Consider the following 20,868-nt stretch of genomic DNA (forward strand, 5'->3'; position numbering starts at 1 on the left):
TCTTCGAAAGGGGCTGTCCGCCTGTGGCTCAGCTGTTCGGAACAGATGGTGTACGCGGTGTCGCCGGTCGGGACCTGACCGCCGCCCTCGCGCTGGAGCTGTCCACCGCCGCGGCGCGTGTCCTGGCCCGCGGCGGTGACGGCGGGGCCCGTCCCAGGGCCGTCGTCGGCCGCGACCCGCGTGCCTCAGGCGAGTTCCTGGAGTCCGCCGTGGTCGCCGGGCTGGCCAGCACCGGTGTGGACGTGGTGCGCGTCGGCGTGCTGCCCACCCCGGCCGTGGCCCATCTCACCGGCGAACTGGACGCCGACTTCGGCGTGATGCTCTCCGCCAGCCACAATCCGGCTCCGGACAACGGCATCAAGTTCTTCGGGAGGGGCGGCCAGAAGCTGGAGGACGCCCTGGAGGAGGAGATCGAGGGCATGCTCGGTGTGCCCACCTCCCCCGTCGTGGGCGAGGGTGTGGGCCGGGTCGTCGACGCCCACGACGGCGTCGAGCGCTACGTCGAGCACGTGCTCGCCTCGGTGCCCCACGGCCTCAAGGGCCTCAAGGTCGTGGTGGACTGCGCCAACGGTGCCTCCTGCCTGGTCGCTCCCGAGGCGCTGCGCCGAGCGGGCGCGGAGGTCGTCGTGATCGGCGACCGGCCCGACGGGTACAACATCAACGAGGGCTGCGGCTCCACCCACCTGGAGGCACTCCAGGAGGCGGTGCGTCTGCACGGAGCGGACGCCGGTATCGCCAACGACGGCGACGCCGACCGCTGTCTGGCCGTGGACGCCGAGGGCCGCGTGGTGGACGGCGACCAGATCCTGGCGATCCTGGCCACCGAGGCCAAGGACGCGGGGAGGCTCGCCGAGGACACGCTCGTGGTGACGGTCATGTCCAACCTGGGCCTGAAGCTGGCGATGGAGCGGTCGGGCATCACCGTGGTCGAGACCGCGGTGGGCGACCGGTACGTGCTGGAGGAGATGAAGCGCGGCGGGTTCGGCCTCGGCGGCGAGCAGTCCGGGCACGTGATCCTGCTGGACCACGCCACCACCGGCGACGGCGTGCTGACCGCCCTGCACCTGCTGTCCGCCATGGCCCACCGCCGGCAGGGCCTGGCCGAGCTGGCCAAGGTGATGACCCGCCTGCCGCAGGTGCTCATCAACGTCAAGGACGTGGACAGGTCCCGGGTCAGGGAGTCCGAGGAACTCGCCGCGGCCGTGCGCGCGGCCGAGGAGGAGCTGGGTGAGACCGGCCGGGTGCTCATCCGGCCCAGCGGCACCGAGCCCAAGGTCAGGGTCATGGTCGAGGCGCCGGAACAGGAGCAGGCCACCGCGGTGGCCGAGCGCCTGGCCTCCGTGGTGCGCTCCGCCCTGGGGTAGGCGGTGGCCTCCTCGGGGCTCGGCCCGCCGCTCTCCACCGCCTCGGCGGAGAGCCCGCGGCGCGGAGCCCCCTCTCCTCCCCCACGCGGGCCCGGGCACGAAGCCGACCGGGTGCGCGTTCTCATGTGTGGCTGATCCGTATGGTCGCGGGTCATCGATCGTCGGAGGGGTCACGATGGCGGAAGCGCGGTACGGACACGCCCTGACGATCGGCGTGGACATCGGCGGGACGAAGGTGGCCGCCGGTGTGGTGACGCCGGGCGGGCGCATCCTGGCGCGGCTGCGCACGGAGACCCCCGAGCGCAGCAAGAGTCCGGCGGTGGTGGAGGACACGATCGTCTCGGTGGTGGAGGAACTGCGCGCGGAGTTCCGGGTGCGCGCCGTGGGTGTGGGAGCCGCCGGGTTCGTCGACGAGCGGCGGGCGAACGTGCTGTTCGCCCCGCACCTGTCCTGGCGCAGGGAACCGCTGCGCGACGCCCTGTCGCTGCGGCTGGGGCTGCCCGTGGTGGTGGAGAACGACGCGAACGCCTCCGCCTGGGCCGAGGTGCGCGCCGGGGCGGGCCAGGGCGTGGACAACGTCGTGGTGGTGAACCTGGGGACGGGCATCGGCGGCGCGGTCGTACTGGACGGACGTCTGCGCCGGGGCCGCTACGGGCTGGCCGGGGAGTTCGGACACATGACGGTGGTGCCGGGCGGCCACCGGTGTGAGTGCGGGAACAGGGGCTGCTGGGAGCAGTACGCCAGCGGGAACGCACTGATCCGGGACGCGCGCGAGCTGGTGGTCTCGGAGTCGCCCGTGGCGGGAGCGCTGTACCAGGCGGTGGGCGGCGACGTCCGGCAGATCACCGGTCCGCTGGTCAGCGAGCTGGCGCGCAAGGGCGACCGGGCGTGCGTGGAGCTGATGCGCGACGCGGGGGAGTGGTTGGGGTCGGGCCTGGCCAACCTGGCCGCCGCGTTCGACCCGGAGCTGTTCATCGTCGGCGGCGGCGTGTCGGAGTCGGGCGAGCTGCTGCTGGATCCCGCTCGAACGGCCTTCGAGCGGAACCTGACCGGCCGGGGCTACCGGCCGGAGGCCCGGGTGGTCGCGGCCGACCTGGGCAACGAGGCCGGTCTGATCGGCGCCGCGGACCTGGCCCGGGAGGCGTTGCCCCGGTGGCACCAGCGGCGCAGACAACGCCGTCTGGGGCGTTTCGGCAGGGAGTAGGTGACCGCGCCCCGCGCTACGCGCAGGGGCGACCCGGTTGATGCGGTGCCTCCCCGGGGCGCGCCCTCCTCCGTGTCCGTGCCGGTGCCCCGGCGGTGGTCTGCGACGTGCGGGTACACGCGCGCTTTTGTAGGGTGACCGGACTACCGAGAGCCACCCGCGGACCACTGTCCGGTCCGTGCCCCCGCCCACCAGATCCCCCCCGAAGAGAAGCCGCACGCGATGACCCGCACCCCTCATCCGCCGCGACTCAGCCGAAGCGAGGCCCGCCGCCTGGAGCGGCGCCGCCACCGCCTGCTCATGGCCGCCCTGGCCTGTGTGGTGGGCGTCTTCGTGATGAGCGGAGTCCTGGTCGCCCTCCTGGCGTTCCAGGCCCCCTCCCGCCCGGAGCCCGGGACCGGTGTCGAACAGGGCGGCCACCATGCCGGGGGTCCGGCCGCGGAGCCCTCCCCGACGCTGTCCGCCACGTTCTCCGCGAGCCCGGGCCCCGACTCCTCACCGTCCGCCCCGCCCTCCGCGAGCCCCGAGCCCTCGCCGTCCCCGTCGGACGAGGAGGGGGAGGAAGCGGAGGAGAGCCCGGAGGAGGACGGCGCCCCCGACGCACAGGAGCAGCCGGAACCCGCCCCCGAACCCGCTCCGGAGGAGCCCGCTCCCGAGCCCGCTCCCGAACCCGCCCCCGAACCCGAGCGGTCCGGCGACCCGTCACCGGAGGAGGACGAGGAGCCGACCGACGAACCCGACCCCGTTCCCTGGTGGCCCTGGTAGCGGGTCCGCGTCCGAGGCGGAGTCCCCGTTCGGACGGGGCTGCCGGCAGTTAACCGAACCCGGTTCTAGTCTGCGTTCCTCATCCTCTGTAGAGTTCGTCCCATGGATCTGAACGGAATCTCCGCCCTCGTCTCGGGCGGCGCGAGTGGCCTGGGTGAGGCCACCGCCAAGGAACTCGCCGCTGCGGGCGCGACCGTCGTCATCGCCGACCTCAACGCCGAGCGCGGTGAGGCCATCGCCAAGGAGATCGGCGGTGTCTTCGTCGCCACCGACGTCTCCCAGGAGGACCAGGTCAAGGCCGCGGTCCAGGCCGCCGCCGACACCGGCAAGCCCTTCCGCGTGGCCGTCTCCTGCGCCGGCATCGGCTGGGCGACCCGCACCGTCGACCGCGGCGGCAACCCGCACGACCTGGACAGCTACCAGAAGGTCATCCAGGTCAACCTCATCGGCACCTTCAACGTGCTGCGCCTGTCCGCGGCCGAGATCGCCAAGACCGAGCCGCTCAACGAGGACGGTGAGCGCGGCGCGATCGTCAACACCGCCTCGCTCGCGGGCATCGAGGGCCAGATCGGCCAGATCGCCTACTCCTCCTCCAAGGGCGGCGTCATCGGCATGACCCTCCCGGCGGCCCGTGATCTCGCGGCCGTCGGCATCACGGTCAACACCATCGCCCCCGGCATCCTGGAGACCCCCATCTATGGTGAGGGCCCCGAGTCGGAGGAGTTCAAGAAGCGCCTGGCCGCGCCGGTGCCCTTCCCCAAGCGCCTCGGTACCGCCGAGGAGTTCGGCAGGCTGGCCCGCGCCCTGGTGGAGATCAGCTACGTCAACGGTGAGGTCGTCCGTATCGACGGCGCCCTCCGTATGCCGCCGAAGTAGGGAGACACCGTGTCCGACGAGGTTCTCTACACGGCCGAGGACGGCGTCGCCGTCATCACCATCAACCGGCCCAAGGCCAAGAACGCGGTCAACGCCGCGGTCGCCGCCCAGGTCGCCGAGGCCCTGGACGACCTGGACTCGCGCAAGGACCTGAGCGTCGGCGTCATCACCGGCGCGGGCGGCACCTTCTGCGCCGGGATGGACCTCAAGGCCTTCATGAAGGGCGAGGTCCCGATCGTGGAGGGGCGCGGGTTCGGCGGATTCGCCGAGCGCGGGCCGAGGAAGCCGCTGATCGCCGCCGTGGAGGGTTACGCCCTCGCGGGCGGGTTCGAGGCGGTGCTCGCCTGCGACCTGGTCGTGGCGGCGGAGGACGCCAGGTTCGGCATCCCCGAGGTCAAGCGCGGCCTGGTCGCCGGTGCGGGCGGCCTGCTGCGCCTGCACCACCGCATCCCGCGCAACATCGCCATGGAGTTCGCCCTGACCGGCGACTTCGTCGGCGCCCCGCGCCTGGCCGAGCTCGGCCTGGTCAACCACGTCACCGCCACCGGCGGCGCCCTGGAGGGCGCCAGGGAGCTGGCCGCGCGGATCACCGCCAACGGCCCGCTCGCGGTGCGTGTGTCCAAGGAGGTCATCACCTCCTCGGACGACTGGTCCGCCGAGCGGATGTGGGAGAGGCAGAACGAGCTGGCGGGCCCGGTGTTCGTCAGCCAGGACGCCATGGAGGGCGCGGCGGCCTTCGCCGAGAAGCGCGCCCCCGTGTGGAGGGGCGAGTAGCCCCCACCCCGTGTAGCGGGCGAGCGGGGGGGGGCCCCCCCCCGGCGGGGCCGCGCGCGGGGGGGGACCGGGCCCCGGGGGGGGGGGGGCCGCGGCGTGCGCCGATTTGCGCGCCCCCGTGTGGTGGGGCGTGGGGCCCCCACCCCGTGTAGCGCACGAGCGGCGGCCGCCCCCCCCGGGACGGCCGCCGCTCGTGCGCTACACGGACCGCTGCTGGCGCGAGCCCTTTTCGGCGGTTCTCCGTGAACTTCCAACCGGGATGGCGCGTGTTACCGAGGAGAAATGGAATCTGTGTTTTATCGTAGCTTCGGGCGTGTCCTTTTATTTTGGACGCAAATGATGTATGTTCATTTTTCCTTATGATATTCCTGTGACCGTAGTCCTGCCCGGGGAGTTTCCCCGGGTTTTTCTTCGGTCTTTCCGCCATCCCTTTGCCCGTCATCATCGCGGGGGATACTGCTTGCCTTCCGTGGCTCGGGAAGCGCGCCTCCCTCCAGGCCGGCGGCCTCCCCGCCCCCTCGCCCGCCCCGTAGGGAGGTGCTGTGCCGAATCCTCACAGAATGTCTGCAGCCGGGTTCCTCGCACTGGTTCTCGCGTCCACCGCCTGTACGGGCCAGGGCGGTTCCTCGGTCCCCCTCGAAGCCCGGGCGGCATCCGGCATATCGGCGGCGGAGGTCTCCGACGTGCCCGAGGACTGGGACGTCCGGGAGGTAGCACCGGGCCTCCTCGTCTACGAGGGGGAGGTCGTCAGTGGAGAGCAGCCCGGTTGGTCCGTGTCGGTGACAGCCGGGCAGGACTGGTTCCGGTCACGTGCCGAGGCGGACGGACTCGCCTCGGAGCTCATCGAGCGGGGAAGCCCTGCCGTGGTGACCGAGATCCTCTGGCCCGAGGTCTTCGCCCAGGCGGGGCAGGTGCTCGGATGGAAGGTCCTCCTGGAGGAGCGTTACCCGAGCAGGTCGGCAGCCGACGCCGGTGCCGGGGTGCTGGCGGCCGAGGGCTGGTATCCGTCGGTGGAGTGGGCGGGCGCCGAGCCCTACGAGGACTACCAGCAGGCGAGGGTCGCCCTGGCCGTCATAGACCCGGCCGAGTTCGGCGGACACGCGTACGCCACGTACGGGAGCGGGATCGACTCCGCGAGTACGGTCTCGGAGATGGCGGGTGAGGAGGGGGCCCTTCTCGCGGTCAACGGGGGATTCTTCGTTATGAACGAGGAGGACGGCGTGCCCGGGACGCCGGCCGGTGCCGGCGTCTACGGTGGAAGGCTGGAGAGCGAGGCGACCGACGGCAGGGCCGCGGTGGTGATGGAGGGGGACGGTCTGTCCCCCTCCTTCGTGGAGATCTCCACGAAGGTCACGGTCTCCGTGGGAGGGCTCGTCCACCAGACGGACGGGGTCAACCGTGTGCCCGGCGTCCGGCGCAACTGTGTCGACCCCGATCGGCCGACCCTTGTGCCCCTGCACGACGTGACCTGCCTGCTGGACTCCGAACTCGTGTTGTTCACGGACGCCTTCAGGGGTTCCACCCCCGAGACGGACGGAACCGAGGCGGTGGTGGACGCGACGGGCAAGGTCGTCTCACTCGGCACCCCGGGCACCAGGGTCCCGTCGGGGGGATACGCGCTCCAGGGCAAGGGCGAGGAGGCCCTGTGGCTGGAGGAGCACGCCCGGGTCGGTGCGAGCTTCGGCGTTGACGTCCAGGTCATCGGCGCCGACGGTCAGGAGCTGTCCGTCGGGCCGACCACGAGTATCGTCAACGCCGGTCCGCGGCTGTTGAGCGGCGGAAGGGTGAGCATCGACGCCGAGGCCAGCGGCCTGGTCCACCCCCACGACCCCCGGTTCGCCTACGGGTGGGTACTGAGGGACAACCCGCGCATGGCCATCGGAGTGGACGCCCACGACCGCCTGCTCCTGCTCGGCGCCTCGGGAAGGACACCGGGGGAGAGCGACGGCTTCGGGATCGACGGGATCGCCGAACTCATCCGGGACCTCGGCGCGGTGGAGGCGGTGGCCCTGGACGGCGGGGGTTCGGTCAGCATGGTGCTCGACGGCGAGCCCGTGCTCGTCGGTGTCCCCGGCGAGGGCGAACGGAAGGTCGGGGACGCCATCGTCGTGCGTGCCGGATGAGGGGCGGCCCGGCCCGGTACCGCACCGGAGGTCCGGCTGCGGTACCGGGCACGAAAAAGGCCACGGGCCCCGGAACCCGGCGCCCTCCGTCTCGGTCTACCTCTCGAAACTGCTTTTGAAGGGAAGGAAGTCCCTGAAGAACTGATCGATGTGACGCGCGCTGGTGTCGTCGTCAGGCGGGGTGGTGTCGTTGACGCACAGGGAGTCGTAGTTGTGGTGGGTCAGGAGTTCGTGCGTGCGCTCCCTGACGGCGGCGAGGTTGGCCAGGTTCAGATAGGTGTACCGCAGGCTCCCGAACACCGCGCGACCGGTGAGCATCGCGTAGTAGTTGTGCAGGGAGGACGGGATCGCGTAGTCGTCCGGATGGCGGAAGCGGGACGCGGCGGTCTTGGCGAAGACATCCGGGAACTCCTCCTCCAGTTCGTGGAGGACGGAGCGGCGCTGCGCGATAGGAGTGTGCTTGAACTTGGTGGTCGGCAGCTTGCCGAACTTCTCCCTGATCAGAGCGCTGTTACGTTTTGCGGCGGCGTCCACGGGCTGGTCGGCGAGACTCACCGGGCTCAGCCCGAACCGGTAGGTCGAGGGGTTGAGCCTGGCGATCCCGTTGGGGTGGAAGAACTTGGCCGCGGAGAGGGGGCGCCCGAAGAGCACGTCGTCGTTGAGGTAGAGGTAGTGCTCCGACAAACCCTCGATGTGGTGGAGCTGTGACTCGATCGCGTGGGAGTTGAAAACGGGCAGCAGGGAGGGATCGCTGAAGATCTCCTTGTGATCCACGACACGCACGCGAGGATGGTCTGAGCGCAACCACTCCGGGCACTGCTCGTCCGTCACGATGTAGATATTGCGGACGAAGGGCGCGAACATCTCCAAGGAGCGCAGCGAATAGCGCAGTTCGTCACGGCTGGTGTAACGCGACGCCGACGCGGAGTCGGGGTTCAGCGGCGCGGCCACCCCCATGTGCTCGGCGCGCTTGGCCGACCATCGGGGGTCATCGCCATCGACCCAGGTGTAGACGACATCGATGGGGAAGCTGATGTCCGTGGCGAGATCCCAGGTGAACGCCTCCAGGGTCGGATGGGTGGCGTCACCGATGGTGGTCGTGGCAGGCTTCCGGGCCTCGGGGGGGAGGACTTCGCTCACCGGGTTGAGCTGTGGTCCGACGAGGGACTCGCGCAGGGTCTCCTCGGGGGTGACCACCCGCAGCTCCTTGAGCCGTTCCTCCCCGTGGCCGGGCGAGGCCAGGAGCGTGGAGCCCTCCTGCCAGAACTCGATGCTGAAACCGTGTGCCGGTCCCGTGACGGCGGTACCTCGCTCGCCGACCACGTACTCCCCGAGGCGCAGGACGTCGGATTCGCGGTTCTTCTCGAGAAGGCCCTCGGTGAGGAGCAGATAACTCCTCCGCTGCTTGATGTAGAAGCCGTGGTCGACGTAGGAGGACTCGATAATCCTCAGAACCTTGTCCCGCTGGTCGGCCCCCACCCCGATCGAGTGGTGGTACGGGTGGTTCGAGCGGGAGATGAAGTAGTCGACGCCCTCATTCCTGAGCAGAGTGGTGAACCTCTCCACCTGGGAGGCGGTCAGGGACGCGACGCTGAAGGGGCCCTCCCACAGCCTGGCGAGCACCGATTTCTGCTGATAGACCGAGATGCGGAGGTCGGGGCGGTTCCGCAGATGCTTCTCCGCTGTGGCACGCAGGAGCCTCGTCCTGATGGGGGCGGGGATGCGTCTTCTCGCGGCGGTCCTGATCCTCAGGGAGAGGTTGCTCGGGTTTGCCATGGGTTACTCTTTCGGGCATCTGCGGTGCGCGTCGGCCGGTGTGTCCTGGCTCGCGCGCGAGGCCTGCTATGGAGAACGAGAGGGCGCCTGGGGGCGGGCCGGCTTCCAGGGTTCCTCGTGGAAGCATCCTGTACACCTTACGGCAACCATTGCGTTAGAAACGTATGGTTTGGGACACCCGCAGGGTGGCCCGCCATTACCCGGGAGGACGACGGTCAGGAGATCGCGTCGACCAGGAGCGGTTCCAGAAGCAGGGACATCGACCTGGAGAAGTGCGCGGTGAAGTGGTTGTCATCGTGGTAGGCGAGCGTGTTGCCGATGACTGAGTCGCAGACTCCGGACGGGCACAGGTAGTCGTTCAGATCCAGGAACGTGACGTTCGGGTGCTCGCCCTTGACGGCATCGATGGGCGACACGGCGGCCAGGGAATAGTCCGCCCTCGCCGTGCAGGTGTCGCGGCCGTTGCGGTCCACGCACTCGGGCGCGTCGAAGCCCAGCCGGGGCGTATCCCTCAGCGCGACCACCTGGATGCCCAGTTCATCGAGCTGGTGCCACCGCTCCTGGAAGCCGTCCGGGATCCGTTCCGCGCCGTCGCCGTGGGGATCGCTGCGGGTCGCCATGGTGAATACCGTGTCGGGGCGATCGGTCTCCATCCACGCGTAGGCATCGGCATTCCACTCGATGCAGGCGGTGAACGGCTCCCCCCTCAGCATCTGCGGCTCAGCACTGAAGTGGCAGGAGCTCTTGAGGATGGTGACCAGGCGCCAGTCGTGTTCGCGGGAGATCTCCTCAAGGGCCTGGAACCAGTGCCTCGAATGAGAACTCCCGACAAGCGCGATCGTGTGCTCGGCGTCCTCGGAGCCGAACGTGCAGATGATCGGTTCGCTCCCCTGCACACCCACGTTGCAGTCGTCGGTCTCGACGACCGTGGACTCGCGGGCGTTGTCGGTCGGAGGGTAGACCGGGAGCGTCGGGAGCCCCTCGGCCAGGGAGGGGTCCGCGAGGACCGCCGCGCCCGGATACAGCGCGCTGTTCTGGCTCTGAGCCTCCAGGACGCGGGCCTGGTGGTCCAGCTGGTACTGCCAGCCCAACGCTGCCACCAGCACGGGCGCGAGGAGGGCGGAGGCGAGGGCGAAAGAGCCGAGCGAAGTGGAGGACCGCTTGGTGGTACGGGTGACAACCGTCTCGACCAGGCGGTCGGTGACCCACGCCAGAACGAGGCAGAGCGCCAGGACGCAGATCCCTCCGCTGAAGCTCGGCCGGACGCGCTCGGTGACCTCCAGATAGAAGATGAGTATCGGCCAGTGCCACAGGAACAGGGCGTACGCCATGCCACCCACCCTGGTCAGTGGGCGCCATGTGAGCAGGCGGTCGGCGCCGACACGGTAGTCCGTGGTCCCGGCCAGGATCATCACTACCGCCGCGAGGGTGGGCCATAGGGCGATGAACCCCGGGAAGGGCAGTTCGGTCGGTGCGAGGAGACCGCACAGCACCAAGGCGATCAGGCCCGACCATCCCATCAGGAACCTGAGGGCACGGGGAAACCTCAGATGAGGGACGGCCATGGCGAGTACACCGCCCAGGGCCAGTTCCCACAGGCGGGTCCCGGTGTCGAAGTAGGCCCATTCGGGGGTGCCGAAGGTGAGGTACACCGAGTACGACAAGGACGTCACGAACACGGTGGAGCAGCAGAGCAGGACCGTGGCACGTAGGGGCAGGAGGCCCCGGCGCGCGATCAGCGCCGCAGACGTCACCAGGATCAGCCACAGGAGGTAGAACTGCCCCTGGACGGCCAGCGACCAGAAGTGCTGGAGAGGGCTGGCGCCGTTGTTCTGGGCGAGGTAGTCGACGGAGTTGAGCGCCAGGTGCCAGTTCTGGAAGTACAGGGCCGAGGCCACCGTGTCCGCGACGACCTCCGTCCACCGGGACCTGGGTAGGAACAGCGCGGCGCCCACCAGCACCGCCGCCATGACGACCGCTGCGGTGGGAAAGAGGCGCTTGGCCAGGCGGGCCAGGAACGCGAGGGGGTCGATGAAACCCTCTCGCTCCACTGTGCGCACGAGCGAACCGGTGATGAGGAACCCGGTGAGGACGAAGAAGACGTCGACGCCGCCGGACACGGTGCCGAACCAGATGTGGTAGACGGCGACCAGGAGGACCGCTACCCCCCGCAGACCTTCGATCTCGAGCCGGTGTTGGTGCTTGACCGGCACCTTGCCCGGAGAGGCCGTCCGGTCCTGGGGAGCCCGGGACAAGGACTTGGAGATAAGCACAGAGGGATTCCTGGTCAAGGAGAGATGAAGGGGGCGGGACGGGGAGGAGGCGTCCGGATGACCTCATTGTGCCTTCGCGTGACCTCGGCCTTTGGCGGGTCGTGGGCTTCGTTGTGGTTCCGGAGCGGAAAATATGCTGATTTGGTTCTTCCAGACGGCGAACCACGGCCTGGGAGTGGCGCATGCCACTGGATGACTCCGTGTGCGGTGGGGCGGTGCTCCGGTCCGGTGCCGGTGCAGTGCTCGCACCTCTTCGCGGAGCTGGTGCGTCGAGTCGCGTGTCATGTCCGCGACGCCGGGCCCGGACCCCGGCCGGCCCGAGGTTCTGTGTCGGCACTCCTGTGGGTGTCCACGGTGTCGACTCCGTCGTGCACCTGGCCGGGCTCAAGGCGGTCGGGGAGTCCGGGACCAGCCGCTGCGCTCGACCGCCTGCGCTTCCTTTTCAAGCGTGGATTCATCGGCTGCTCTGAGCGTCTTGCCGGGGTGATTCGGGTCCGGGGGCCGGCCATATTGGGAACGGTTTGGTTTCTCCTCTTTTCTTTTCTGGTGAGGAACGGTGAAGAATTCGGTGGTGTTCGGATCCGTCCCGTGGGCGCACCCGCCGTCCGGCGTCAGTCGCCGAGGTCGACCTCGACCTCGTTGCCGCCCCGGAAGCGCGAGCTCAGGCCGATGTGGGAGACGTCGGCGGCGGACTCCACGTCGAAGGCGATGCTGACGCCCACCGGGGAGCCGTCGGCGGGCAGGTCCTGCCAGATGGGGCTCTGGAGTTCGAGGGTGGCGCCGTAGTCCTCCTCGATCCGCTCACCGGAGGAGGTGTAGACGTGCTGCTCGTCGCGCCAGAACTCGCCGACGCCCGCGTCGGCGACGTCGATGTGCACGATGAGGTACTCGCCGAGGGGGCGGTGGTCGTCGATCTCGTCGGTGACCTCGGTGCCGGTGACCGTGAGGAGTATGCCGTCGTGCTCGACGGTCTCGTTCACGCCGGGTGTGTCCGTGGTGGTCGGCGTGTCCGTGCCGCCCCCCGTGCCCCCGGCGCCGCCGGTGTCCTCGCCGCGGTCGTCGAGGACGAAGACGATGAGCAGGACCAGGACGACGCCGACGACGAACAGGCCGCCGCAGCCCAGGCTGACGAACAGCCAGGGGGATGTGCTCTCCGGGCCCCGGGGGTCCTGCGGGGGCGGGAAGCCGGGCGGACCCGCGGGTCCGTGCGGTCCGGGAGGACCGAGGCCGGGGGGAGGCGGCCCCATGGGCGGCTGGTCACCGGAGTCGGGCCCGTGGCGGTGCGGTCCGTGCGGATCGGGCGGCTGGCTCATGGCGGGTCTGGCTTTCTGCGCGGGCGGCGGCGGTCGGTGTGCCTCCGGTCTCCAGTGTGAGGGAAGTGCTCTCGCCGCCCACTGTTCACCACACGGTCCCGTCCGCGGCCGTGCGGGACCACATTCGGTACATGCTTTCCTGAATCCACGATTCTGTGTATCTTGGGGGCATGTTCACTCTCGCCACCGACATCGACGCCCTGGCCCGCTTCGGCAGGGCCCTGGCCGACCCCATCCGCTGCCGGGTCCTGCTGGCCCTGCGCGAGAGTCCCGCCCACCCCGCCGATCTGGCCGAGACCCTGGACATCAGCCGTACCCGCCTGTCCAACCACCTGGCCTGTCTGCGCGACTGCGGCCTGGTCGTGGCCGTGCCCGTGGGGCGGCGGGTCCGCTACGAGCTGGCCGACGCCCGCATGGGCCATGCCCTGGACGACCTGCGCAGCGCCGTGTTGGCCGTGGAGACCGACGCCACCTGCGTCGACGCCGAAGAGGAGGGCTGCTGCTGATGTCCCGTCCGCTCGCCCCGCCGCTGAGCGAGGCGCGCCGCGCCGTCCTGACACGGCGTGTGCGCCTGCTGGTGGCCGCCACCATCGCCTACAACCTGGTCGAGGCCGTCGTCGCCCTCACCGCGGGCACTCTGGCCTCCTCCACCGCCCTGATCGGTTTCGGTCTGGACTCGCTCATCGAGGTCTCCTCCGCCCTCGCGGTCGCCTGGCAGTTCTCCGCCCGCGACCCCGACGTGCGCCAGTCCCGTGAGAGGAGGGCGCTGCGCGTCATCGCGGTCTCCTTCTTCGCCCTGGCCGCCTACGTCACGGTCGAGGCCCTGCGCTCCCTGGTCGGTGGCGCCGATGCCGCTCCCTCCACGGTCGGGATCGCGCTGGCCGCCCTGTCGATGGTGATCATGCCCTTCCTGTCGCTGGCCCAGCGCCGTGCGGGCCGCGGGCTGGGCTCGGCCACCGCGGTGGCCGACTCCAAGCAGACACTGCTGTGCGCCTACCTGTCGGCCGCACTGCTGGTCGGGCTGGGCGCCAACGCCCTGTTCGGGTGGGCCTGGGCCGACCCGCTGGTGGCGCTGGTCATCGCCGTCGTCGCCGTCCGCGAGGGGCTGGAGGCCTGGCGCGGGGACGCCTGCTGTGCCCCGGCCGGGATCGCCCTGACCGCTCCCGAGGCCGCCAGCGACCCCACCGAGGGGTGCGCCTGTGGCTCCGACTGCTCCTGCTGTTCCTGATCCGCTCCCGTCCCGGTCCCGGCGTCCGCCGGGGCCGGGGTTTTTCCTGATCGGAGACTCCCGTGGCCACCGCCGCCCTGTCCCTCTACCTGCTGGGCCTGCTGCTGGCCTTCGGGCTGCGCAGCCTGCTGTCGTGGCTGCGCACCGGCGACACCGGCTTCCGCCGTCCCGGCACCGACCGCCTCACCCCCGCCTGGTGGGGTGCGGTGCTCTTCGTCGTGGCCGTGCTGCTGGGGCCGGTCGCTCCGGCGGCCGTTCTGGCCGGTGCCCCGTTCGCGCCGCTGGCGGCGCCGGTCCCCGTCGGCTGGGGCGGCATCGTCCTGATGGTGGTGGGACTGGTGTTGGTACTGGCCTCTCAGGCGGCCATGGGCGCCTCCTGGCGGGTGGGTGTGGACCCGGACGAGCGCACCGGCCTGGTCACCGGCGGCGTCTTCGCCCTGGTGCGCAATCCCGTCTTCACCGCCATGGGCCTGTTGTTGGCCGGCCTGGTCGCGGCCGTGCCCGCGGTGCCCTCGGCCGCGGCGCTCGCCGTCTTCGCCGTGGCGGTCCAGACGCAGGTCCGTGCCGTCGAGGAGCCCCACCTGCTCCGTACCCACGGCCGGGTCTACGAGGACTACGCCGCGCGCACCGGCCGGTTCCTGCCGGGCCTGGGCCGCCTGCCGGACCCGGGAACCGTGTGGGGGACGGCGGTCACCGCGCCTCCGGCTCCTAGTGTGGGGACATGGCACGACTGCTCATCGTTCACCACACGGTCTCGCCCGCCACCCAGGAGCTGCTGGGCGCGGTGCTCGACGGCGCCCGTACCGACGACATCGAGGGGGTGGAGGTGCGGGCCGAGGCCGCGCTGTCGGCCACGGCCAGCGACCTGTTCGGCGCCGACGCCCTGATCCTGGGAACCCCCGCCAACATCGGCTACATGTCGGGCGCGCTCAAGGTCTTCTTCGACACGGTCTTCTACCCCGCACAGGGAACGACCGAGGGGCTGCCGTACTCCCTGTACGTGCACGGGGACAGCGACACCTCCGGCGCGGTCCGGGCGGTCGAGTCCGTCACCAAGGGCATCGGGTGGGAGCGTCACCGGCCGCCGGTCACGGTGACCGGCCGCCCGGACGCCGGGGCCCGGGAGGCCTGCTGGGAGCTGGGCGCCGTCACCGCCCTGGCCGCGCTGGAGCGGGCGTGATGCCCGCCACTCCGCATTGACCTAAAGTAATATCGAGGTCGGAGGATCTCCACGAGGCACACCGCACTTCGGACCGGAGATCCCATGAACACCACCACCGCCCCGACCAACGGCACCCGACGCCCGGGCGCCTTCCGGTGGACGGCCGGAGCCGTCTCCTGAGCCCCGGCCCGGAGACGGCGGCGCCCCCGCCGGAGGGGGCGGGGGCGCGCACCGGGGACGGGGCAGGCTGGGTCAGAGCTGGTCCCAGGCCTCGGTGAGGACCTTGCGCAGGATGCGCTCGATCTCGTCGAACTGCTCCGGGCCGCAGGTCAGCGGCGGGGACAGCTGCACGACCGGCTCACCGCGGTCGTCGGCGCGGCAGATGAGCCCGGCGTCGAAGAGCGCTCCGGACAGGAAGCCCTTGAGCAGCCGGTGGGACTCCTCCTCGGTGAAGGTCTCCTTGGTCTCCTTGTCCTTGACCAGCTCGATCCCGTAGAAGAACCCGTCGCCGCGCACGTCGCCGACGATCGGCAGGTCCAGGAGCCTCTCCAGGGCCGCGCGGAAGACGGGCGCGTTCTCCCGGACGTTGTCGAGGATGCCCTCGCTCTCGAACAGGTCGAGGTTGGCCAGCGCCGCGGCCGCCGCCACCGGGTGCCCGGCGAAGGTGACGCCGTGCAGGAAGGCGGCCCCCTTCTCCTTGAAGGGCTCCATGAGCCTCTCGCGCGCGATGAGCCCGCCGAGCGGCACGTATCCGCTGGTGGCGCCCTTGGCGAAGGTGATCATGTCGGGCAGGTAGCCGTACCTGGTCGCCCCGAAGTACTCGCCGAGGCGGCCGAAGGCGCAGATCACCTCGTCGGAGACCATCAGGACACCGTGGCGGTCGCAGATCTCGCGCACCCGCCGCAGGTACCCGGGCGGCGGCGGGAAGCAGCCGCCGGAGTTCTGGACGGGCTCGACGTAGACGGCGGCGACGGTCTCGGGGCCGCTCTGGACGATGGCCTCCTCGATCTGGTCGGCGGCCCAGCGGCCGAAGGCCTCCGGGTCGTCGCCGTGCCGGGGAGCGCGGTAGAAGTTCGTGTTCGGCACCTGGACCGTGCTGGGCACCAGCGGTTCGAACGGGGTCTTGATCGCCTGCAGACCCGTGATCGACAGGGCGCCCATGCTGGTCCCGTGGTAGGCGAGCCTCCTGCTGATCACCTTGTGCCGGGTGGGTTCCCCGATCGCCTTGAAGTACTGGCGGGCCAGCTTCCAGGCCGACTCGACCGCCTCGGAGCCGCTCGTGGTGAAGAAGACCCGGTTGAGGTCGCCCGGCGCCAGGTCCGCGAGGCGGTCGGCCAGCTCGACGGCCCTGGGGTGCGCGTAGGTCCAGATCGGGAAGTAGGCCAGTTCGCGCGCCTGCGCGGCGATGGCGTCGGCGATCTCGGACCGGCCGTGGCCCACCTGCGAGACGAACAGCCCGGACAGGCCGTCCAGGTACCTGTTCCCGTCGGCGTCGTAGACGTGGACGCCCTCGCCCCGGGTGATGACGGGGACGTCGGCGTCGTCGTAGGCGGCCATCTCCGTGAAGTGCATCCACAGATGGTCCTTGGCGGCCCGCTGGAGTTGCTCCGGGCTCAGGTGCGCTGCCACTTGGTTCTCCCAAGATCGCTGGGTGGTGCGGGGACCGTGGAGGTCGGTCGACCCGGGGGTCTCAACAGAACCCACTCAATAGAAATAGTGGCATCTATGGCTGCTCTGTCAAGTATCCGTTGAGAAACAGAAACTTTACAACGGAATCCCTTGAAGTCATGGACCGCTGGTGGCAGTGTGACGGATCACAGCCCATGTGCGCCGAGAACGCACCCGACCGCAGGGAGCCGCAGTGACCCAGGAGCCCGGACCCGACCACCTCCGCAACTTCGTCGACGGCGAGTACGTCGACACCGTGGACGGGATCCGCGGCGACCTCGTCGACCCGGCCACCGGAAAGGTCTTCGCCACGGCCCCGGTGTCCACGGCGGAGGACGTCGACAACGCCTTCGTGGCGGCCCAGCGCGCCTTCGACTCCGGATGGCGCGACCAGACACCCGCCGAACGGCAGATCGCCCTCAACAAGTTCGCCGACAGGGTGGAGGAGCGCGCCGACGAACTGGTCGCCGCCGAGGTCCGCAACTGCGGCAAGCCGGTCGGCCTCACCCGGACCGAGGAGATCGGCCAGGTCCTGGACGCGCTGCGCTTCTTCGCGGGCGCCGCCCGCAACCTGGAGGGGCGCGCGGCGGGCGAGTACCTCGCCGACCACACCTCCTGGACCCGCCGGGAGCCGCTGGGCGTCGTCGGCCAGATCACCCCGTGGAACTACCCCATGGCCATGGCGGCCTGGAAGATCGGCCCCGCCCTGGCCGCGGGCAACACCATCGTCCTCAAGCCCTCCGACACCACCCCGGTCTCCACGCTGCTGCTGGCCGAGATCGCCGCCGAGTTCCTCCCGCCCGGCGTGTTCAACGTCGTCGCCGGGGACCGCGGCACCGGCCGCGCCCTGGTGGACCACCCCGTGCCGCGGCTGATCTCCCTCACCGGCTCCACCCGGGCCGGGTACGAGGTCGCCCGGGCCGGGTCCAGGGACCTCAAGCGCCTGCACCTGGAACTGGGGGGCAAGGCGCCGGTGGTGGTCTTCGACGACGCCGACGTCGAGCGCGCCGCCGCCGGGATCGCCGAGGCCGGGTACTTCAACGCGGGGCAGGACTGCACCGCCGCCACGCGCGTGCTGGCCGCACCGGGGATCCACGACGACCTCGCCGCCGCCCTCGCCGAACAGGCGCGCGGCACCGTCACCGCCCCGCCCAGCAACCCCGACGCCGCCTACGGCCCGGTCAACAACGCCGACCAGCTGGCCCGGGTGAGCGGCTTCCTGGACCGCGCCCCCGACCACGCCGAGGTCCTCGCCGGAGGTTCCCGGGTCGGCGACGAGGGCTTCTTCTACGCGCCGACCGTGGTCTCGAACCTGCGCCAGGGCGACGAGATGGTCACCGACGAGATCTTCGGACCAGTCATCACCGTGCAGCGCTTCACCGACGAGGACACCGCTGTGAACTGGGCGAACGCCGTCGAGTACGGTTTGGCTTCCAGCGTGTGGACCCGCGACCACGCCCGTGCCCTGCGGGTCTCGCGCCGTCTGGACTTCGGCTGCGTGTGGATCAACACCCATATTCCGATCACCGCGGAGATGCCGCACGGCGGCTTCAAGCACTCCGGCTACGGCAAGGACCTGTCGATGTACTCCTTCGACGAGTACACCCGCGTCAAGCACGTCATGAGCTACATCGGCGACTGACCCCTCCCGCCGGGCCGCCCCGAGCCCCGTCGCGAGCCCGCGGCAAGAACGAGACTGACAGGAATCACCCCACCATGGCTCCCACCAGCACCACCCAACCCGAGGCGCCCGAAGCCGGCGCCGCTCCGGCCGCGGGGCCCGCGATCAGCCTGGCCGGAGTGGTCAAGTCCTTCCGGGCCGGTTCCGAGACGGTGCGCGCGGTCGACGGCGTCGACCTGGAGATCGAACGCGGGGAGTTCTTCTCACTTCTCGGACCGTCCGGCTGCGGCAAGACCACCACCATGCGCGTGATCGCCGGGTTCGAGGACCCCACCGAGGGCGTCGTCCGCCTCGACGGCCGCGACGTCACCGGTGTGGCCGCCAACCACCGCGACGTCAACATGGTCTTCCAGAGCTACGCTCTCTTCCCGCACATGAGCGTGGCCGACAACGTCGCGTTCGGGCTGAGGCGCAAGAGGGTCCCCAAGGCCGAGGTCACCCGCCGGGTCGGCCGGATACTCGACCTGGTCGAGCTCGGGCACCGCGCCAGGCACCGCCCGTCACAGCTGTCCGGCGGCCAGCAGCAGCGCGTCGCCCTGGCCCGCGCGCTCGTCAACGAGCCCTCCGCCCTGCTCCTGGACGAGCCGCTCGGCGCACTCGACCTCAAGCTCCGCCAGTCCATGCAGGTCGAGCTCAAGCGCATCCAGCGCGAGGTCGGCATCACCTTCGTCTACGTCACCCACGACCAGGGCGAGGCGCTGACCATGTCCGACCGCATCGCCGTGATGAACAACGGCGTGGTCGAGCAACTCGGCGTGCCGGCCGAGATCTACGAGCGTCCCGCCACCAGGTTCGTCGCCGACTTCATCGGCACCAGCAACCTCGTCCGCGGCGTGGTCCGAGCCGCCACGGGAGACCTGTGGAAGGTGGAGGTCGCCGACGGCGCCACCGCCCTGGCCGCCGAACTTCCCGGGACGGTCACCACCGGCTCCCACATCCACCTGACCGTCCGTCCGGAGAAGGTCCGTATCGGGACCGACCAGCCCGAGGGCGAGGTCAGCCGCGTCCCCGGCACGGTCGCCGAGACCGTGTACATGGGTGCCGCCACCCACTACCAGGTGGACATCGGCGGCGGTGAGGAGATCACGGTCTACCAGCAGAACGCGTCGGGCTCCACCCTGGTCGCCGCGCGGGGCGAGCGGGTGTGGCTGTCCTGGCGGCCCGAGCACTCCTACGCGCTCCCGTCCTGACCCCGCCCGCACACCTCCGATCCCGCAGAGCACCCGTCACTAGTCCCAACAGACACAGCAGCACCAGCAAGCACACCAGCCACTTCCAGTACCTCCGAGCACAGGAGGTGCCGGCCCCCCGCCCCGGACCCACGGCCCCGTCCGCTCCGCCACCGCGACGACGGCCCCCGAAGAACCGAAGTAGGGAACGACGACATGAACAACCGACCGCGCCCCCCACTGGACCCCGCCCTCCTGCGCGGGCTCACCCGGGCCCGTCGCAGCCCCCTGGCGCTCCCCGGTATCACCCGCCGTCGCACCCTCCAGGCGGGCGGCGCCACCGCGGCCGCGCTCGCCCTGTCCGCCTGCGGCGTCGGGGGCCAGCAGCGCGACCCCGCCGCGGACGAGGACTTCTGGGCGGACAAGGAGCGCACGGGCAACCTGCGCTGGGCCAACTGGCCGCTGTACATGGACTCCGAGCGCACCCAGATCCAGCAGTTCACCGAGGCCACCGGCATCAGGGTCGACTACAAGGAGGACGTGCACGAGGCCGCGTCGTTCTTCGGGCAGATCCAGCCCAAGCTCGCCAACGGCGACGACATCGGCTACGACCTGATGGTCCTGACCAACGGCTTCGAGCTCGCCAAGCTCATCGAACTCGGCTACCTGGTGCGGCTGGACCACACCAGGCTCCCCGCCTTCGCCGAGTACGCGGACGAGGTCTACAAGAACGCCTCCTACGACCCCGGCAACGAGTACACCGTCCCCTACGCCTCGGGCATCACCGGCATCGCCTACAACCCCGAGTTCGTCGACCGGGAGATCACCAGCCTGCAGGACCTGTGGGATCCGGCGTTCGAGGGAAAGGTCGGCATGTTCGCCGACCCGCAGGAGATCGCGATCTTCGGCCTGCTCGCCAACGGCGTCACCCCCGCCGACTCCACCCGGGAGGACTGGGAGGCCGCCGCCGACAAGCTCCGCGAGCAGCGCGACTCCGGCGTGGTGCGCGCCTACTACGAGCAGGACTACATCCAGCCGCTCACCACCGGTGACCTGTGGATGACCATGGCCTGGTCCGGCGACATCTACCAGCAGAACGCCGAGGCGGGCACGAACCTCAAGTTCGTCATCCCCGACGAGGGCGCCACCCTGTGGACCGACAACCTGATGATCCCGTACACCACCCAGGCCCCGGTCGACGCCGTCGAGCTGATGAACTTCCTCTACGAGCCGGAGATCGCCACCGGCCTCACCGAGTACATCGGCTACATCTCCCCGGTCCCGCGGGCGCAGGGGACCATGGCCGAGTGGGCCGACACCGAGGAGGAGGACGAGCGCGCCGAGGCCCTGCGCGAGATGTCGGAGAGCGCTCTCGTCTTCCCCGGCGAGGGCGACTACCAGAAGCTCCACAACTACGTGGCGCTGGAGCCCGACCAGCAGGGGGAGTTCTCCTCCCTGTTCCAGGCAGTCACACAGAGCTGAGCCCGAGACC

General features: G+C 70.4%; 17 protein-coding genes. 13 read left to right on the forward strand and 4 right to left on the reverse strand.

Annotated features, from left to right (window positions below; translation table 11 throughout):
- Positions 1 to 23 precede the first annotated feature (23 nt).
- The 6 genes from glmM to FYX01_RS06520 all read left to right on the forward strand — a co-directional run bounded on the left by glmM (position 24) and on the right by FYX01_RS06520 (position 7,106).
- Complete coding sequence (glmM, locus tag FYX01_RS06495) at positions 24 to 1,364, forward strand: phosphoglucosamine mutase (protein ID WP_150238523.1); 1,341 nt, start codon at positions 24 to 26, stop codon at positions 1,362 to 1,364.
- Positions 1,365 to 1,539: 175 nt separating this feature from the next.
- Entirely contained in the window at positions 1,540 to 2,568 is a 1,029-nt protein-coding gene (locus FYX01_RS06500; RefSeq protein ID WP_150238525.1) for an ROK family glucokinase, read from the forward strand.
- Positions 2,569 to 2,790: 222 nt separating this feature from the next.
- Entirely contained in the window at positions 2,791 to 3,333 is a 543-nt protein-coding gene (locus FYX01_RS06505) for a hypothetical protein (protein ID WP_150238527.1), read from the forward strand.
- A gap of 102 nt (positions 3,334 to 3,435) precedes the next feature.
- Complete coding sequence (locus tag FYX01_RS06510; protein ID WP_150238529.1) at positions 3,436 to 4,209, forward strand: SDR family NAD(P)-dependent oxidoreductase; 774 nt, start codon at positions 3,436 to 3,438, stop codon at positions 4,207 to 4,209.
- 9 nt (positions 4,210 to 4,218) lie between these two features.
- Positions 4,219 to 4,983: a crotonase/enoyl-CoA hydratase family protein gene (locus FYX01_RS06515; RefSeq protein WP_150238531.1), complete on the forward strand. Its 765-nt coding sequence runs from the start codon at positions 4,219 to 4,221 to the stop codon at positions 4,981 to 4,983.
- A gap of 560 nt (positions 4,984 to 5,543) precedes the next feature.
- Positions 5,544 to 7,106 (forward strand): phosphodiester glycosidase family protein, encoded by a 1,563-nt coding sequence (locus FYX01_RS06520; protein WP_150238533.1) that lies wholly within the window; start codon positions 5,544 to 5,546, stop codon positions 7,104 to 7,106.
- 96 nt (positions 7,107 to 7,202) lie between these two features.
- Here FYX01_RS06520 and FYX01_RS06525 read toward each other — a convergent pair whose 3' ends face one another.
- From FYX01_RS06525 to FYX01_RS06535, 3 genes are all read right to left on the reverse strand, one after another.
- On the reverse strand, positions 7,203 to 8,882 hold the full coding sequence (locus tag FYX01_RS06525; RefSeq protein WP_223830329.1) for a stealth conserved region 3 domain-containing protein: 1,680 nt from the start codon (positions 8,880 to 8,882) through the stop codon (positions 7,203 to 7,205).
- 215 nt (positions 8,883 to 9,097) lie between these two features.
- Positions 9,098 to 11,155: an acyltransferase family protein gene (locus tag FYX01_RS06530; protein ID WP_223830330.1), complete on the reverse strand. Its 2,058-nt coding sequence runs from the start codon at positions 11,153 to 11,155 to the stop codon at positions 9,098 to 9,100.
- 611 nt (positions 11,156 to 11,766) lie between these two features.
- The gene (locus FYX01_RS06535; RefSeq protein ID WP_150238535.1) at positions 11,767 to 12,468 is read right to left on the reverse strand and encodes a DUF4352 domain-containing protein; all 702 of its coding nucleotides are present in this window, start codon (positions 12,466 to 12,468) and stop codon (positions 11,767 to 11,769) included.
- Positions 12,469 to 12,638: 170 nt separating this feature from the next.
- Between FYX01_RS06535 and FYX01_RS06540 the strand changes: the two genes are divergently transcribed.
- From FYX01_RS06540 to FYX01_RS06555, 4 genes are all read left to right on the forward strand, one after another.
- Positions 12,639 to 12,974 (forward strand): ArsR/SmtB family transcription factor, encoded by a 336-nt coding sequence (locus FYX01_RS06540; protein WP_150238538.1) that lies wholly within the window; start codon positions 12,639 to 12,641, stop codon positions 12,972 to 12,974.
- The gene (locus FYX01_RS06545; RefSeq protein ID WP_150238540.1) at positions 12,974 to 13,696 is read left to right on the forward strand and encodes a cation diffusion facilitator family transporter; all 723 of its coding nucleotides are present in this window, start codon (positions 12,974 to 12,976) and stop codon (positions 13,694 to 13,696) included. The genes FYX01_RS06540 and FYX01_RS06545 overlap by 1 nt, the downstream gene beginning before the upstream one ends.
- A gap of 62 nt (positions 13,697 to 13,758) precedes the next feature.
- Positions 13,759 to 14,583, forward strand: a complete 825-nt coding sequence (locus tag FYX01_RS06550) for a methyltransferase family protein (RefSeq protein ID WP_223830331.1) — start codon at positions 13,759 to 13,761, stop codon at positions 14,581 to 14,583.
- Positions 14,472 to 14,876 (forward strand): flavodoxin family protein, encoded by a 405-nt coding sequence (locus FYX01_RS06555; RefSeq protein ID WP_223830339.1) that lies wholly within the window; start codon positions 14,472 to 14,474, stop codon positions 14,874 to 14,876. The genes FYX01_RS06550 and FYX01_RS06555 overlap by 112 nt, the downstream gene beginning before the upstream one ends.
- A 234-nt stretch (positions 14,877 to 15,110) precedes the next feature.
- On the opposite strand, the gene FYX01_RS06560 is transcribed toward FYX01_RS06555, so the two are convergent.
- On the reverse strand, positions 15,111 to 16,487 hold the full coding sequence (locus tag FYX01_RS06560; protein ID WP_150238544.1) for an aspartate aminotransferase family protein: 1,377 nt from the start codon (positions 16,485 to 16,487) through the stop codon (positions 15,111 to 15,113).
- A gap of 232 nt (positions 16,488 to 16,719) precedes the next feature.
- On the opposite strand from FYX01_RS06560, the gene FYX01_RS06565 reads away from it, so the two are divergent.
- The 3 genes from FYX01_RS06565 to FYX01_RS06575 all read left to right on the forward strand — a co-directional run bounded on the left by FYX01_RS06565 (position 16,720) and on the right by FYX01_RS06575 (position 20,858).
- Positions 16,720 to 18,168, forward strand: coding sequence for a gamma-aminobutyraldehyde dehydrogenase (locus FYX01_RS06565; RefSeq protein ID WP_150238545.1), 1,449 nt, complete (start codon positions 16,720 to 16,722; stop codon positions 18,166 to 18,168).
- Positions 18,169 to 18,242: 74 nt separating this feature from the next.
- Positions 18,243 to 19,397: an ABC transporter ATP-binding protein gene (locus tag FYX01_RS06570; protein ID WP_150238547.1), complete on the forward strand. Its 1,155-nt coding sequence runs from the start codon at positions 18,243 to 18,245 to the stop codon at positions 19,395 to 19,397.
- Between the two features lie 195 nt (positions 19,398 to 19,592).
- Complete coding sequence (locus tag FYX01_RS06575; RefSeq protein WP_190394206.1) at positions 19,593 to 20,858, forward strand: polyamine ABC transporter substrate-binding protein; 1,266 nt, start codon at positions 19,593 to 19,595, stop codon at positions 20,856 to 20,858.
- Positions 20,859 to 20,868: the final 10 nt, after the last annotated feature.

This window comes from Nocardiopsis quinghaiensis (assembly GCF_008638365.1).
Taxonomy (GTDB): domain Bacteria; phylum Actinomycetota; class Actinomycetes; order Streptosporangiales; family Streptosporangiaceae; genus Nocardiopsis; species Nocardiopsis quinghaiensis.

Excerpts from the sequence above, each read along its gene's own strand:
- FYX01_RS06575 (WP_190394206.1), top strand. The coding sequence starts at position 19,593 with ATGAACAACCGACCGCGCCCCCCACTGGACCCCGCCCTCCTGCGCGGG.
- FYX01_RS06540 (WP_150238538.1), top strand. The coding sequence starts at position 12,639 with ATGTTCACTCTCGCCACCGACATCGACGCCCTGGCCCGCTTCGGCAGG.
- FYX01_RS06535 (WP_150238535.1), bottom strand. The coding sequence starts at position 12,468 with ATGAGCCAGCCGCCCGATCCGCACGGACCGCACCGCCACGGGCCCGAC.
- FYX01_RS06505 (WP_150238527.1), top strand. The coding sequence starts at position 2,791 with ATGACCCGCACCCCTCATCCGCCGCGACTCAGCCGAAGCGAGGCCCGC.
- FYX01_RS06520 (WP_150238533.1), top strand. The coding sequence starts at position 5,544 with ATGTCTGCAGCCGGGTTCCTCGCACTGGTTCTCGCGTCCACCGCCTGT.
- FYX01_RS06525 (WP_223830329.1), bottom strand. The coding sequence starts at position 8,882 with ATGGCAAACCCGAGCAACCTCTCCCTGAGGATCAGGACCGCCGCGAGA.
- FYX01_RS06500 (WP_150238525.1), top strand. The coding sequence starts at position 1,540 with ATGGCGGAAGCGCGGTACGGACACGCCCTGACGATCGGCGTGGACATC.
- FYX01_RS06570 (WP_150238547.1), top strand. The coding sequence starts at position 18,243 with ATGGCTCCCACCAGCACCACCCAACCCGAGGCGCCCGAAGCCGGCGCC.
- FYX01_RS06545 (WP_150238540.1), top strand. The coding sequence starts at position 12,974 with ATGTCCCGTCCGCTCGCCCCGCCGCTGAGCGAGGCGCGCCGCGCCGTC.
- FYX01_RS06510 (WP_150238529.1), top strand. The coding sequence starts at position 3,436 with ATGGATCTGAACGGAATCTCCGCCCTCGTCTCGGGCGGCGCGAGTGGC.